Annotated in this window: 9 protein-coding genes, 2 rRNA genes and 2 riboswitches (1 of these 13 cut by a window edge); of the genes, 5 read left to right on the forward strand and 6 right to left on the reverse strand. The window is 67.4% G+C overall.

All coding sequences use genetic code 11. The features are described 5' to 3' along the window. Nucleotides 1-395: 395 nt before the first annotated feature. From ACQPZG_RS10615 to ACQPZG_RS10625, 3 genes are all read right to left on the reverse strand, one after another. Nucleotides 396-1,178, reverse strand: coding sequence for an enhanced serine sensitivity protein SseB C-terminal domain-containing protein (locus ACQPZG_RS10615; RefSeq protein ID WP_433545559.1), 783 nt, complete (start codon nt 1,176-1,178; stop codon nt 396-398). Between the two features lie 311 nt (nt 1,179-1,489). Further along, nucleotides 1,490-2,191 carry an enhanced serine sensitivity protein SseB gene (locus ACQPZG_RS10620; protein ID WP_433549348.1) on the reverse strand — a complete coding sequence of 234 codons (702 nt, stop codon included), beginning with the start codon at nt 2,189-2,191 and terminating at the stop codon, nt 1,490-1,492. A 360-nt stretch (nt 2,192-2,551) separates the two neighbouring features. After that, the gene (locus tag ACQPZG_RS10625; protein WP_433545560.1) at nt 2,552-3,226 is read right to left on the reverse strand and encodes an AAA family ATPase; all 675 of its coding nucleotides are present in this window, start codon (nt 3,224-3,226) and stop codon (nt 2,552-2,554) included. A 158-nt stretch (nt 3,227-3,384) separates the two neighbouring features. Further along, nucleotides 3,385-3,481: riboswitch (glycine riboswitch) on the forward strand. Continuing rightward, nucleotides 3,482-3,588: riboswitch (glycine riboswitch) on the forward strand. A 35-nt stretch (nt 3,589-3,623) separates the two neighbouring features. On the opposite strand from ACQPZG_RS10625, the gene gcvT reads away from it, so the two are divergent. The 4 genes from gcvT (at nt 3,624) to ACQPZG_RS10645 (ending at nt 8,110) form a co-directional block, all read left to right on the forward strand. Beyond that, entirely contained in the window at nt 3,624-4,742 is a 1,119-nt protein-coding gene (gene gcvT / locus ACQPZG_RS10630; RefSeq protein WP_433545561.1) for a glycine cleavage system aminomethyltransferase GcvT, read from the forward strand. Nucleotides 4,743-4,830: 88 nt separating this feature from the next. Continuing rightward, nucleotides 4,831-5,208, forward strand: a complete 378-nt coding sequence (gene gcvH, locus ACQPZG_RS10635) for a glycine cleavage system protein GcvH (RefSeq protein ID WP_433545562.1) — start codon at nt 4,831-4,833, stop codon at nt 5,206-5,208. A 44-nt stretch (nt 5,209-5,252) separates the two neighbouring features. Further along, entirely contained in the window at nt 5,253-6,512 is a 1,260-nt protein-coding gene (glyA, locus tag ACQPZG_RS10640) for a serine hydroxymethyltransferase (RefSeq protein ID WP_433545563.1), read from the forward strand. 212 nt (nt 6,513-6,724) lie between these two features. After that, on the forward strand, nt 6,725-8,110 hold the full coding sequence (locus tag ACQPZG_RS10645) for an L-serine ammonia-lyase (RefSeq protein WP_433545564.1): 1,386 nt from the start codon (nt 6,725-6,727) through the stop codon (nt 8,108-8,110). A gap of 1,096 nt (nt 8,111-9,206) precedes the next feature. Here the strand turns inward: ACQPZG_RS10645 and ACQPZG_RS10650 are convergent. Next, nucleotides 9,207-9,842, reverse strand: a complete 636-nt coding sequence (locus ACQPZG_RS10650; protein WP_433545565.1) for a TetR/AcrR family transcriptional regulator — start codon at nt 9,840-9,842, stop codon at nt 9,207-9,209. Between the two features lie 204 nt (nt 9,843-10,046). Here ACQPZG_RS10650 and ACQPZG_RS10655 point away from each other — a divergent pair, with 204 nt between their 5' ends. Then, nucleotides 10,047-10,724, forward strand: a complete 678-nt coding sequence (locus ACQPZG_RS10655; protein ID WP_433545566.1) for a DUF5701 family protein — start codon at nt 10,047-10,049, stop codon at nt 10,722-10,724. A gap of 53 nt (nt 10,725-10,777) precedes the next feature. Here ACQPZG_RS10655 and rrf read toward each other — a convergent pair. After that, nucleotides 10,778-10,894: ribosomal RNA gene (gene rrf, locus ACQPZG_RS10660) — 5S ribosomal RNA — on the reverse strand. 81 nt (nt 10,895-10,975) lie between these two features. Beyond that, nucleotides 10,976-13,910 (reverse strand): 23S ribosomal RNA (locus tag ACQPZG_RS10665); it runs 192 nt beyond the window's last position.

Here is a 13,910-nt window from a genome sequence, read left to right on the forward strand (position 1 = left end):
GCGCACCGCCCCGCCAGACCCCCCGGCCAAAGGATGCGCAACCGTGACGCTTTCTGCGGTGTTCCGGTATCCGGACGGGCAATAACGCCGGGCGAACAGGGGGCAATTGGGATCAACATCCTGCATGACGTCTCAACTGCCGCGCATAGCAGTCAAATTGGTACAGACACCAACTTCACGCCGCGCAAGGGGTTTTGCCCCGCGGGGAGGGCTTTGGCACAGGTCGCAACTGCGCGCCGTGCAGGGAGTTCCAAGGCGTCGGGGAGGACTTGGGTACAGGTCACAACTGCACGCCGGGTACAGGGAGCTTCGTCCCGCGGGGAGGGCTTTGGCACAGGCGTCAACTGCGCGCCACACCCCGGGTCCTGTCCTGCGGGAGGGCTTGGGCAGGCGTCTCAGTACGCCCGCGACGGGGGGTAGCCGTACCCCGGAGCACCGGTCGGAGCCGGGGCGTGCGCGTCGCGGTCGTAGAACGGGCGGGCGTTGGCGCGCAGCCACATGCCGACCGGGTCGTGCTCGTCGGTCATCGCCACCGTGGACACCGGCAGCCCGTCCGGGACGACGCCGATGGACTGCTGCATCATCGCCCGCACCGCCTCCACCGACTGCCGGCCGGTGTCGTACAGGTCGAGGCCGATGGCGAGGTAGGGGGCGCCGAGCGCCGGCTGCACCCAGGCGCGGCTGAGCGCCCGGACCGCCGGGGTGCGATGGGCGTTCTGCGACAGCTGGGCATAGAACTGCGGGATGTCCAGAGCGGGTTCGGACATCCGCAGGGGTCCGGCGGGCATCCGGTCGAGACCGGTGGCGATGCGCCGCAGGTCGAGCCAGGGGATGCCGACGCCGCCGCCGGGGGCGTGCGGATTGAGCCAGACGCCCCAGCGGTCGGGGTAGAGCGCGCGGGCCAGGTCGATGCCGGTGGACACTTCGTACGCCCGGTTCCAGCCGCTCGCGGCGAGCTCCTGGGCAGAGGTGACGCAGGGCGCGTAACCGTAGCCGTCGACCTCCATGTTCCCGTACTGGGCGTCGGGGGACCCCGCGGTGCCGTGCCAGAGCAGCATCCACAGCTTGCCGTCACCGAGGGCGTGCAGCAGCGCCTCGTACGCGTCGAACCGCCCGGGGGTCACCTGGCGCAGCATGTGCTCGACCTGTCCGGCCGCCGCGGTGCCTGACGCGCTCACCCTGGGTCCCGCCCCTCTTCGATTCACCGTGTCGACGCCGGCCACACGCGAACGGATCGCCCCGTGTGGCGAGGTCATCCAACCAGCTTAAGCGGCTCTGCTGACACCGGGCCGTAGTCCGCACCGAAGTCTTCGGTCCTCTCCGTGAACCGGGGTGACGACGGTGCTCCCGTACGGCGGGCCCGGGGCCTTCCCGGTCGGACACGCGCTCCCCCGAGCCGGGCGCACGCTCCCCGCGGGCCGGGCTCGGCACTCCCCCGAGCCGCGTCGGCCCTCCTCGCGCGCCGGGCGGCCGCAGCTGCGGTCCCGGCTCAGTTCTCCCTCTGGTAGAAGGGCCGCACCCGCTCCAGCATCCAGTCGGCCACCGGGTCCTGCGCCATGTCGAGCAGCAGCAGGTGCACCGGCCACTGCACGGACTCGCGTCCCAGCGCCCGGCCCAGCGCGTCCATCGGCGCGTTGCGGTCCGCCGCCTCCCACGACGAGAGCTGTACGCCGACGAACAGCTCCGGATCCCCGCCCTCGACGCTGGCGAGCGTCCGGCGCGCGGTCACCACGGTGCCGCTCTGCTGGAACTCGCCTGCCGCGGCGGCCAGGAAGTCGACCGGTTCGTCCTGCCAGTCCGGTTCGAAGAGCCGCACCCGGCCCCCGGTGGCCGGCCCGTCCAGCGGCGTACGTCCCGCCCTGCACAGTTCGGCCACGGCGGGCGGCGGCAGCGGCACGCCGACGGCGCCCTCGGGGTTCACCACGATGCCCAGCTGCGGCGGCAGCCCCCGGGCGAACTGCACGGCGGGCGCGACCGCGAACGGCATGCGGGGGCCGGCGACGCGGCGGAACTGCTGCTCGGAGCTGAAGACGGGGACGTACGCCTGGCCGTCGAGTTCCGTGGTGGGCAGGTCGAGGGGTCCGCTGTCGGGGCCGCCGCCGTTGGGCAGCGGAACCCACAGGGAGCTGCGGGCGAGGACCTCGACGATGCGGGGGCCGGCGGCGGGACTGCCCAGGGAGGCGACGAGCACCTCTTCGAGCTCGTTGCCGGGCCAGTCGGCATCCGCGGGGGGCCCGCCCTGCGCCCCGCCCGGCCCCGGCGTGCCGTACGCGCCCTGCGCTCCGCCCGTCTCCTGCACGCCGTACGGGTCGGGTGCGCCGTACGGGCCCTGCGTGCCGTCCGCCTCCTGCACGCCGTACGGGCCCGATGTGCCGCCCGCCTCCGGCACGCCGTACGGACCCGGGGTGCCGTACGGGCCCGGCCCCGCTCCGTCGTACGCGCCGTTCGTCTCCGGTATCTCCACGGACCGTTCCCCTTCTCGGCTTCCACCCGCTCCCACGCTGCGCGAACGAGCCTAGCCGGGGTCCGGCCGCCCCCGTCCCCGTACCCCTCAGGCCCCCTCGAAGCCGATCTCCCGCAGGGCCGCCGCCGCCTCCCGGTCGAGCAGTACCGCCGAGGCGCATCCCGCGGGCAGCCGTTCGTTCTCCGCGTCGCGCACCAGGGTGCCGACGGCCTTGCGGTGCCGGGCGAAGGCGTAGCCGGACACTCCGCGTCCGCGCTCCCGCTGTCCGTCCCTGGCCACCTCCGGCGCCACGTCCAGCAGGACCAGGCGCAGCCCGCGGCCCCGCCGCCGCGCCTCGCGCGCCAGCCACCGCCGTACCCATGCCTGTGTGCCGCAGTCGTGCACGACGACGCTCGCCCCGGAGCGCAGCACGCTCCGCAGCCCCGCGTAGTGCGCGAGCCGCACCAGCGGCCGGTAGAGGGCGTACGGAAGCCGGTCCGGCACCCGCTCGGCCCAGCGCTCCCGCACGTCCTGCGAGTCGATCGTCCGCACCCCGGTCGCCGCGCGCCGGATCAGCGTGGACTTGCCGCTGCCGGGCAGCCCGGACACCACCACCACGTCACCGGTCGTGAACATCAGTCGGCGCGGGCTGCGCCCCGACCGTTCCCTGAGGTCGCGGACCACCGGAGCCGGGCCCGGCCGTACCGTCCTCGCGCCCGCCGGCAGGCCGGCCTCCACCCCCGCCGTGGCGACCCCGCATGCCAGACCGCTGGACTGCTGCAACGCCCTCACCCCTCCCCCTGCCGGGTACACCCTCACCCTTGCCCAAGAAGTGTAAAGAAAAGGCAATACGGGACAAGCGATTTGCCGACGTGGGGGGGCGTGCAATGATGTGCGCGCCAGGCACCCCCTGCGCATCACCCAACTTCACAACGGCCGAATGAACCCGCGCGGGAGAGTTCGGGGCAGCAGTGCCCCGGACGCCGAAGGAGCAAGCTCCTCCCTTGAATCTCTCAGGCCCCGTACCGCGCGGGCGAGGCAGATCTGAAAAGCGGGCCGCCCCGGGCGGCCCCACCCAAGGTGCAAGCCGGACGCATGCGGATGCGGCGGCGAACCTCTCAGGTTCCGATGACAGATGGGGAGGACAGTCCTCGTCGTCATGCCCTGGGAGTCTTTCCTCATGAGCACCGCTGCCCCTCGCAAGACCGCCCTCGACGCCCTGCACCGCTCTCTCGGTGCGACCATGACCGACTTCGCGGGCTGGGACATGCCGCTGCGGTACGCCTCGGAGCGCGACGAGCACAACGCCGTCCGTACGCAGGCCGGGCTCTTCGACCTGTCCCACATGGGCGAGATCACGGTGACCGGTCCGCAGGCCGTCGACCTGCTGAACTTCGCCCTCGTCGGCAACATCGGCACCGTGGGCCCCGGCCGCGCCCGGTACACGATGATCTGCCAGGAGGACGGCGGCATCCTCGACGACCTGATCGTCTACCGCCTCGCCGACGCCGAGTACATGGTCGTCGCCAACGCCGGCAACGCCCAGGTCGTGCTGGACGCCCTGACGGCCCGCGCCGAGGGCTTCGACGCCGTCGTACGGGACGACCGCGACGCGTACGCCCTGCTCGCCGTTCAGGGCCCCGAGTCCTCCGGCATCCTGAAGTCCGTCACCGACGCCGACCTGGACGGCCTCAAGTACTACGCGGGCCTTCCCGGCACCGTGGCCGGCGTCCCCGCGCTGATCGCCCGTACGGGCTACACCGGCGAGGACGGCTTCGAGTTGTTCGTCGAGCCGCAGCACGCGGAGAAGCTCTGGCGGGCGCTGACCGAGGCGGGTGCGGGCGTCGGCCTGATCCCCTGCGGTCTCTCCTGCCGCGACACACTGCGCCTGGAGGCGGGCATGCCGCTGTACGGCAACGAGCTCACGACGAAGCTCACCCCCTTCGACGCGGGCCTCGGCCGGGTCGTCAAGTTCGAGAAGGACGGCGACTTCGTCGGCCGCGACGCCCTGGAGGCTGCCGCCGAGCGGGCCGAGTCCGCGCCGCCCCGCAAGCTGGTGGGCCTGATCGCCGAGGGCCGCCGCGTCCCGCGCTCCGGCTACCAGGTCGTCGCCGACGGCCGCGTCGTCGGCGAGGTGACCTCGGGCGCGCCCTCCCCGACCCTGGGCAAGCCGATCGCGATGGCGTACGCCGACGCCGCGCACGCGGCTCCCGGCACGACGGGCGTCGGCGTCGACATCCGCGGCACGCACGAGCCGTACCAGGTCGTGGCGCTGCCGTTCTACAAGCGCCAGAAGTGACGCACGCCGCATCATCGGAGGCGTACGCCCGTCTCATCACGTAAGACCCTGTTCCTCAGCACTCCCCCGCATCCAGGAGAATTCAGCCATGAGCAACCCCCAGCAGCTGCGTTACAGCAAGGAGCACGAGTGGGTCGCGACGTCCGAGGACGGCGTCGCGACGGTCGGCATCACGGAGTTCGCGGCCAACGCGCTCGGTGACGTCGTCTACGCCCAGCTCCCCGAGGTCGGCGACACGGTCACCGCGGGCGAGACCTGTGGCGAGCTGGAGTCGACGAAGTCCGTCAGCGACCTGTACGCCCCGGTGACCGGCGAGGTCACGGAGGCCAACCAGGACGTCGTGGACGACCCGTCGCTGGTGAACACCGCCCCGTTCGAGGGCGGCTGGCTGTTCAAGGTGCGCGTCACGGAGAAGCCCGAGGACCTGCTCTCCGCCGACGAGTACACCGCGCTTTCCGGCAGCTGAGAACGCCGGCACCTGAAACGCCCGAACCCCTAGGGACTCGTCTGATGTCGCTTCTGAACTCCTCCCTCCACGAGCTGGACCCGGACGTCGCCGCCGCAGTCGACGCCGAGCTCCACCGCCAGCAGTCCACCCTCGAAATGATCGCCTCGGAGAACTTCGCCCCGGTCGCGGTCATGGAGGCCCAGGGCTCGGTCCTCACCAACAAGTACGCCGAGGGCTACCCGGGCCGCCGCTACTACGGCGGCTGCGAGCACGTCGATGTCGTCGAGCAGATCGCGATCGACCGCATCAAGGCGCTCTTCGGCGCCGAGCACGCGAACGTCCAGCCGCACTCGGGTGCGCAGGCCAACGCCGCCGCGATGTTCGCGCTGCTCAAGCCGGGCGACACGATCATGGGCCTGAACCTGGCCCACGGCGGTCACCTGACCCACGGCATGAAGATCAACTTCTCCGGCAAGCTCTACAACGTGGTGCCGTACCACGTCGACGAGTCCGGCGTCGTGGACATGGAGGAGGTCGCCCGCCTCGCCAAGGAGAACCAGCCGAAGCTGATCGTGGCCGGCTGGTCCGCGTACCCGCGCCAGCTGGACTTCGCCAAGTTCCGCGAGATCGCGGACGAGGTCGGCGCGTACCTGATGGTCGACATGGCGCACTTCGCGGGTCTCGTCGCGGCCGGGCTGCACCCCAACCCGGTCCCGCACGCCCACGTGGTCACCACCACGACGCACAAGACCCTCGGCGGTCCGCGCGGCGGCGTGATCCTCTCCACCCAGGAACTCGCCAAGAAGATCAACTCGGCGGTCTTCCCCGGCCAGCAGGGCGGCCCGCTGGAGCACGTCATCGCGGCCAAGGCGGTCTCCTTCAAGGTCGCCGCCACGCCCGAGTTCAAGGAGCGCCAGCAGCGCACCCTGGACGGCGCCCGCATCCTCGCCGAGCGCCTGGTGCAGTCGGACGTCACCGAGCACGGCGTGTCCGTCCTGTCCGGCGGCACCGACGTGCACCTGGTCCTGGTGGACCTGCGCAACTCGGACCTGGACGGCCAGCAGGCGGAGGACCGCCTCCACGAGGTCGGCATCACGGTCAACCGCAACGCCATCCCGAACGACCCCCGTCCCCCGATGGTCACCTCGGGCCTGCGCATCGGCACCCCCGCCCTCGCCACCCGCGGATTCCGGAACGAGGACTTCACCGAGGTCGCCGACATCATCGCGGAGGCCCTGAAGCCCTCGTACGACGTCAAGGCGCTCTCCGCCCGGGTCTCCGCGCTGGCGGACAAGCACCCGCTCTACCCGGGCCTGAAGTAACCCGGGCCGAAGCCGCACGGAACAGTTCCGTAGGCTTTACCTGTACGCCCAAATCCAGCAATACGTAAAAACGGGGCACCGCGCACACTGGACAGTGAGTGCGGTGCCCCGTCCCTTGCGCCTCATTGTCCGAGGCGTGCGGGGAACACGAGAAGCGCACCTGTTCCGCCCGACGGACAACGGCGTCCGCCACCCTTCTGAGGAGTTCTGCTGTGGCCATCTCGGTCTTCGACCTGTTCTCGATCGGCATAGGCCCGTCCAGCTCCCACACGGTGGGCCCCATGCGGGCCGCCCGCATGTTCGTGGGACGCCTGAAGAAGGACGGCCTGCTCGCCCAGACCACGTCCGTGCGGGCCGAGCTCTTCGGCTCCCTCGGCGCCACCGGCCACGGCCACGGCACGCCCAAGGCCGTGCTCCTCGGCCTGGAGGGGCACTCCCCGCGCACCGTCGACGTCGAGAACGCCGACGCCGAGGTCGAGCGGATCCGCACTTCCGGCCGCCTGCGCCTGCTCGGCGCGGACATCGGCGAGGCCCATGAGATCGACTTCGACGAGCCCAACCAGCTGATCCTGCACCGCCGCCGCTCCCTGCCGTACCACGCGAACGGAATGACCCTCTTCGCGTACGACGCGGCGGGCGCCCCCCTCCTGGAAAAGACCTACTACTCGGTCGGCGGCGGCTTCGTCGTCGACGAGGACGCCGTCGCGGGCGAGAACCCGATCGTCCCCGACGACACAGCCCTCAAGTACCCCTTCCGCACCGGCGACGAGCTGCTGCGCCTCGCGCACGAGACCGGCCTCTCCATCTCCTCCCTGATGCTGGAGAACGAGAAGTCCTGGCGCACCGAGGAAGAGATCCGCGAGGGCCTCCTGGAGATATGGCGCGTCATGCAGGCCTGCGTCTCGCGCGGCATGTCCCGCGAGGGCATCCTGCCGGGCGGCCTCAAGGTCCGCCGCCGCGCCGCCAACTCGGCCCGTCAGCTCCGCGCCGACGGCGACCCCAAGGCTCACGCCATGGAATGGGTCACCCTGTACGCCATGGCCGTCAACGAGGAGAACGCCGCCGGCGGCCGGGTCGTCACCGCCCCCACCAACGGCGCGGCCGGCATCATCCCCGCCGTCCTGCACTTCTACATGAACTTCGTGCCCAACGCCGACGAGGACGGCGTCGTCCGCTTCCTCCTCGCGGCGGGCGCCATCGGCATGCTGTTCAAGGAGAACGCCTCCATCTCCGGCGCCGAGGTCGGCTGCCAGGGCGAGGTCGGCTCCGCGTGCTCCATGGCGGCAGGCGCCCTCGCCGAGGTCCTGGGCGGCACCCCCGAACAGGTCGAGAACGCAGCCGAGATCGGCATGGAGCACAACCTCGGCCTCACCTGCGACCCGGTCGGCGGCCTGGTCCAGATCCCCTGCATCGAACGCAACGGCATGGCCGCGGTCAAGGCCGTCACCGCCGCGAAGATGGCCATGCGCGGCGACGGCAGCCACAAGGTCTCCCTCGACAAGGTCATCAAGACCATGAAGGAGACCGGTGCCGACATGAAGGTGAAGTACAAGGAGACGGCGCGGGGCGGGCTGGCGGTCAACGTCATCGAGTGCTGAGACGAGGCTACGCCCAGCACCTCGCGCAGGGCACTGGCCGCGGGTGCACGAGGCGTCCTCCGGGACGCTGAGCGCGGTGTCGAGCGGCGCTCCGGACCGCTGCCGAGCCGGGCGTGAACGTCGAACAGGCTCCGGAGCCCTGCCGAGCCGGGCGTCAGGCAGGCCCCGGAGCCCTGCCGAGCCGTCGGGTACGGCCTGCCGACACCGCCCTCTCCCCGCGCCGATCGCTGCGTGACTCCAGTGTTCGCACCGGCAGTGTGCCTATGCGGCGTCCCTGGAGCAGGCGGCGGCTCCGCGGCGAGGCGCGGGCGCTTCGGTCGACGCCGATCAATGCGGTGACGGCCGCCACCGACCCGAGCGCCTGGAGCAGAGCGAAGGGCCCGCCCATGGCGACGAGAGTGACGACCGGCTCCGATCGCCGGCTCCGGACTCACCAGCCCCGGACGACCGGCGCGGTCAGGGCGCGGGGTCTCCCTCTCACAGGTGTACGGCAGGCCCCAGGGAGGAGAGCATCGCCAGAGCGAACCCGAAGACCAGTACCTCGGACCTTTCTGCTGCCGATGGCGTACGTCGTCATGAGGGCGAGGAACTGCCGGACGTACCGCATGCCCGTGAGCTTCGGTCGCTCGACCAGGCCGAACGGCAGGACGCACAGCGTGCCGAACGTCATGATGCGCGTTCGAGCCCGCCGCCAACGGCGAGACGCGCACCCACCCACGCCGACAGCGAGCGCAACTGCCCCGGACCACCGCGCACAGCAGCGCGATGAGGGTGGACCGACGCGAGACCTGTCTCTGCTACGTCCACCGCAACGCATTCCGGCACCTGGCCGCCTCGGACCCGCGCCGTGGTGTGATCTGCACGTCGTTTCCCACGAGGTGTGCACGCTCCGGCGGCCGGGCGGGACTACCAGGTGGCCGAATGCGCTACGGGGGCCGAGTTGCGCAGGTGGACACCGACACCGCCGTGGACGGTCGGCCTGCCGGCGCAACTCGCGTCGGTCGCAGCGCTTCGCGACCCCACGCACGACAAACGCACGCGCCCGTCCGACGGCTGACTCCGCCGAGGGCACCCACCACTGCCGCCCCGGTACACCTCACTTGACCGCGTAGTCGCCGAGCGCCCTCTCCAGGAGGTCGAACACCTGACGAGCGTCGTCGGCGATGATCGCGCCAATACGGTCGTCCGGCTGGCCGTCCAGCGTCAGCTCCATGATTCGCTGGAACAACACTCGTCCTGTGGAGCCCAGTTGGGCCGCCACCGCCCGGGGGCCGAGATCCCCCTCGACCGCCCCCACCTCCGCCGCGAGTACGCGGAAGAGTGCCTCCTCACGCCGCTCGTGCAGGTCCCGCAGCCGGGCCGTGAGCGTGGGGCTCTCGGTGATCATCCGCGTGAACCTCTCCCCCGCGAACCCCAGCACCGGGTCCTGCCGCTCGGCTCCGGCCTGGAACGCCCGCCGCAAGGCCCCGAGTGCGGACTCGCCCTCCCGCCTCCCGGCGACCGTACGGGCGAGCCCCTCGACGAACTCCTCCTGACGGTCGAACGCCAAGTCCTCCTTGCGAGGGAAGTAATTGGTCACCGTCTTCTTCGCGACCCGGGAGGCCGCCGCGATCTCCGCGATAGTCGTCTCTTCGAAGCCGTTCTCGACGAAGAGCCTGGTCGCATGGTCGGAGATGAGCTGCCTGGTCTCCTGCTTCTTGGACTCACGCAGTCCCGTCGCCACTGCTGTCACTGTCCGATCTCCTTGTCTCTGACGCGCCCTGCGCAGACTCGTTCTGTCTCCCAGTCGGCCACCCGTCGCCCCTGCGGCCGAACTACTGCCGCCACACGCGACACAAGCGATCCTACCTCCGACGTAAAATTACCCTTGACATACCTCAGTCGTCGAGACTACTTTTGCGTCCGTCGTAAATTTCCGAGGAGAGGTCACCCATACGTGATCGAGTTCGACGCAGGCTCCGAGTTCGACCGTCAGGTCCAGACGATGCTCAGCAAGGGTTACCCCGCCCTGGCAGACCGGAGCGATCTCGGGTTCCGCGAACTGTTGGAACCGCTGCGCAAGCCGGTACTGGAACGAGCGTCGACCATGACCGCACCGACCGAGGGCCGTGTTCCGTTCGTCCTCGTCGTGACGCGTGCCCTCGTACCGATCGAGGAGTCCGTTCCCCTGACCACCCTCGCGGGAAAGCAGAAGCCCGGCGTCATCGAACGGTTCTACAAGCCCGGCGAGCTGGAGCAGTTTGTCGCGTTGAAGTCGCTCTCCCTGCCCGACGAGGCCGTGTACGTCGTCTTCGACGTCGACCGGGGGGAGGAGTTCTGCGGGGTGGTCCCGCTGGACGCCATGGCGACAGTCGCAGCGCGCAACCGCACCGGCCTCACCATGGAGGAAGGCATCGCCCTCCTCACCCACTTTCCCGCCACACTCGCCAAGAACAAGTGCTACTCCCTCTCCGGTACCCGCCTCGGCAACAAGGACAGGCGCGTACCGGCACTCTGGATCAGCAAGGGTGCTCCGAAGCTCGGTTGGTGCTGGGAAGGCAACCCGCACACCTGGCTCGGTCTGGCCTCAGCCGGCTCGCGCGCAGGGGCGGCGTCCGCCGTATCCTGCTCCTGAACGCAGAAGAGCCCCGTACCGGTATCCCCGGCACGGGGCTCTTCGCAATAATTGTCCGGCGGCGTCCTACTCTCCCACAGGGTCCCCCCTGCAGTACCATCGGCGCGGAAAGGCTTAGCTTCCGGGTTCGGAATGTAACCGGGCGTTTCCCTAACGCTATGACCACCGAAACACTATGAAACACTGAACACCTGGCTGTAAACACAGGACTGTTCGTTATTTCAGAACTAACACAGTGGACGCGAGCAACTGAGGACAAGCCCTCGGCCTATTAGTACCAGTCAGCTCCACCCGTTACCGGGCTTCCACATCTGGCCTATCAACCCAGTCGTCTACTGGGAGCCTTAACCCCTCAAAGGGGGTGGGAATACTCATCTCGAAGCAGGCTTCCCGCTTAGATGCTTTCAGCGGTTATCCTTTCCGAACGTAGCCAACCAGCCATGCCCTTGGCAGGACAACTGGCACACCAGAGGTTCGTCCGTCCCGGTCCTCTCGTACTAGGGACAGCCCTTCTCAATATTCCTACGCGCACAGAGGATAGGGACCGAACTGTCTCACGACGTTCTAAACCCAGCTCGCGTACCGCTTTAATGGGCGAACAGCCCAACCCTTGGGACCGACTCCAGCCCCAGGATGCGACGAGCCGACATCGAGGTGCCAAACCATCCCGTCGATATGGACTCTTGGGGAAGATCAGCCTGTTATCCCCGGGGTACCTTTTATCCGTTGAGCGACAGCGCTTCCACAAGCCACTGCCGGATCACTAGTCCCGACTTTCGTCCCTGCTCGACCCGTCGGTCTCACAGTCAAGCTCCCTTGTGCACTTACACTCAACACCTGATTGCCAACCAGGCTGAGGGAACCTTTGGGCGCCTCCGTTACTCTTTAGGAGGCAACCGCCCCAGTTAAACTACCCATCAGACACTGTCCCTGATCCGGATCACGGACCGAGGTTAGACATCCAGCACGACCAGAGTGGTATTTCAACGGCGACTCCACCATGACTGGCGTCACAGCTTCACAGTCTCCCACCTATCCTACACAAGCCGAACCGAACACCAATATCAAACTGTAGTAAAGGTCCCGGGGTCTTTCCGTCCTTCTGCGCGAAACGAGCATCTTTACTCGTAGTGCAATTTCACCGGGCCTATGGTTGAGACAGTCGAGAAGTCGTTACGCCATTCGTGCAGGTCGGAACTTACCCGACAAGGAATTTCGCTACCTTAGGATGGTTATAGTTACCACCGCCGTTTACTGGCGCTTAAGTTCTCAGCTTCGCACACCCAAAAGTGCACTAACCGGTCCCCTTAACGTTCCAGCACCGGGCAGGCGTCAGTCCGTATACATCGCCTTACGGCTTCGCACGGACCTGTGTTTTTAGTAAACAGTCGCTTCTCGCTGGTCTCTGCGGCCACCCCCAGCTCACCGTGTAAAACGGATCACCAGTGATGGCCCCCCTTCTCCCGAAGTTACGGGGGCATTTTGCCGAGTTCCTTAACCATAGTTCACCCGAACGCCTCGGTATTCTCTACCTGACCACCTGAGTCGGTTTAGGGTACGGGCCGCCATGAAACTCGCTAGAGGCTTTTCTCGACAGCATAGGATCATCCACTTCACCACAATCGGCTCGGCATCAGGTCTCAGCCTCAATGTGTGACGGATTTGCCTATCACACGGCCTACACCCTTACCCCGGGACTACCACCGCCCGGGCTGGACTACCTTCCTGCGTCACCCCATCGCTTACCTAGTACAGATCTGGGTCGCCGGCTCCACCACTTTCCTTTCCCCGAAGGGTCCGGAACGGCTTCACGGGCATAGCATCGTCTGATTCAGTATTGGGCGTTTCAAAGCGGGTACCGGAATATCAACCGGTTGTCCATCGACTACGCCTGTCGGCCTCGCCTTAGGTCCCGACTTACCCTGGGCAGATCAGCTTGACCCAGGAACCCTTAGTCAATCGGCGCACACGTTTCTCACGTGTGTATCGCTACTCATGCCTGCATTCTCACTCGTGAACCGTCCACAACTCGCTTCCGCGGCTGCTTCACCCGGCACACGACGCTCCCCTACCCATCCCAGCCCCCGTTGGGGGTATGTGCTGGAATGACACGACTTCGGCGGTACGCTTGAGCCCCGCTACATTGTCGGCGCGGAATCACTTGACCAGTGAGCTATTACGCACTCTTTCAAGGGTGGCTGCTTCTAAGCCAACCTCCTGGTTGTCTCTGCGACTCCACATCCTTTCCCACTTAGCGTACGCTTAGGGGCCTTAGTCGATGCTCTGGGCTGTTTCCCTCTCGACCATGGAGCTTATCCCCCACAGTCTCACTGCCGTGCTCTCACTTACCGGCATTCGGAGTTTGGCTAAGGTCAGTAACCCGGTAGGGCCCATCGCCTATCCAGTGCTCTACCTCCGGCAAGAAACACACGACGCTGCACCTAAATGCATTTCGGGGAGAACCAGCTATCACGGAGTTTGATTGGCCTTTCACCCCTAACCACAGGTCATCCCCCAGGTTTTCAACCCTGGTGGGTTCGGTCCTCCACGACCTCTTACAGCCGCTTCAACCTGCCCATGGCTAGATCACTCCGCTTCGGGTCTAGAGCGTGCAACTCAATCGCCCTGTTCGGACTCGCTTTCGCTACGGCTTCCCCACACGGGTTAACCTCGCTACACACCGCTAACTCGCAGGCTCATTCTTCAAAAGGCACGCAGTCACGACTGCCATTCCCGAAAGAATGACAGCGACGCTCCCACGGCTTGTAGGCACACGGTTTCAGGTACTATTTCACTCCGCTCCCGCGGTACTTTTCACCATTCCCTCACGGTACTATCCGCTATCGGTCACCAGGGAATATTTAGGCTTAACGGGTGGTCCCGCCAGATTCACACGGGATTTCTCGGGCCCCGTGCTACTTGGGTGTCTCTCAAACGAGCCGTTGATGTTTCAGCTACGGGGGTCTTACCCTCTACGCCGGACCTTTCGCATGTCCTTCGCCTACACCAACGGTTTCTGACTCGTCCTGTCGCCGGCAGACGACAGAAAAGAGATCCCTCAACCCCGCATGCGCAACCCCTGCCGGGTATCACACGCATACGGTTTGGCCTCATCCGGTTTCGCTCGCCACTACTCCCGGAATCACGGTTGTTTTCTCTTCCTGCGGGTACTGAGATGTTTCACTT

This window comes from Streptomyces sp. CA-294286 (assembly GCF_050947155.1).
GTDB lineage: Bacteria > Actinomycetota > Actinomycetes > Streptomycetales > Streptomycetaceae > Streptomyces.

Bases quoted from the DNA above. Each gene is read 5' to 3' on its own strand.
- gcvH (WP_433545562.1), top strand. From the start codon at position 4,831: ATGAGCAACCCCCAGCAGCTGCGTTACAGCAAGGAGCACGAGTGGGTC.
- gcvT (WP_433545561.1), top strand. From the start codon at position 3,624: ATGAGCACCGCTGCCCCTCGCAAGACCGCCCTCGACGCCCTGCACCGC.
- glyA (WP_433545563.1), top strand. From the start codon at position 5,253: ATGTCGCTTCTGAACTCCTCCCTCCACGAGCTGGACCCGGACGTCGCC.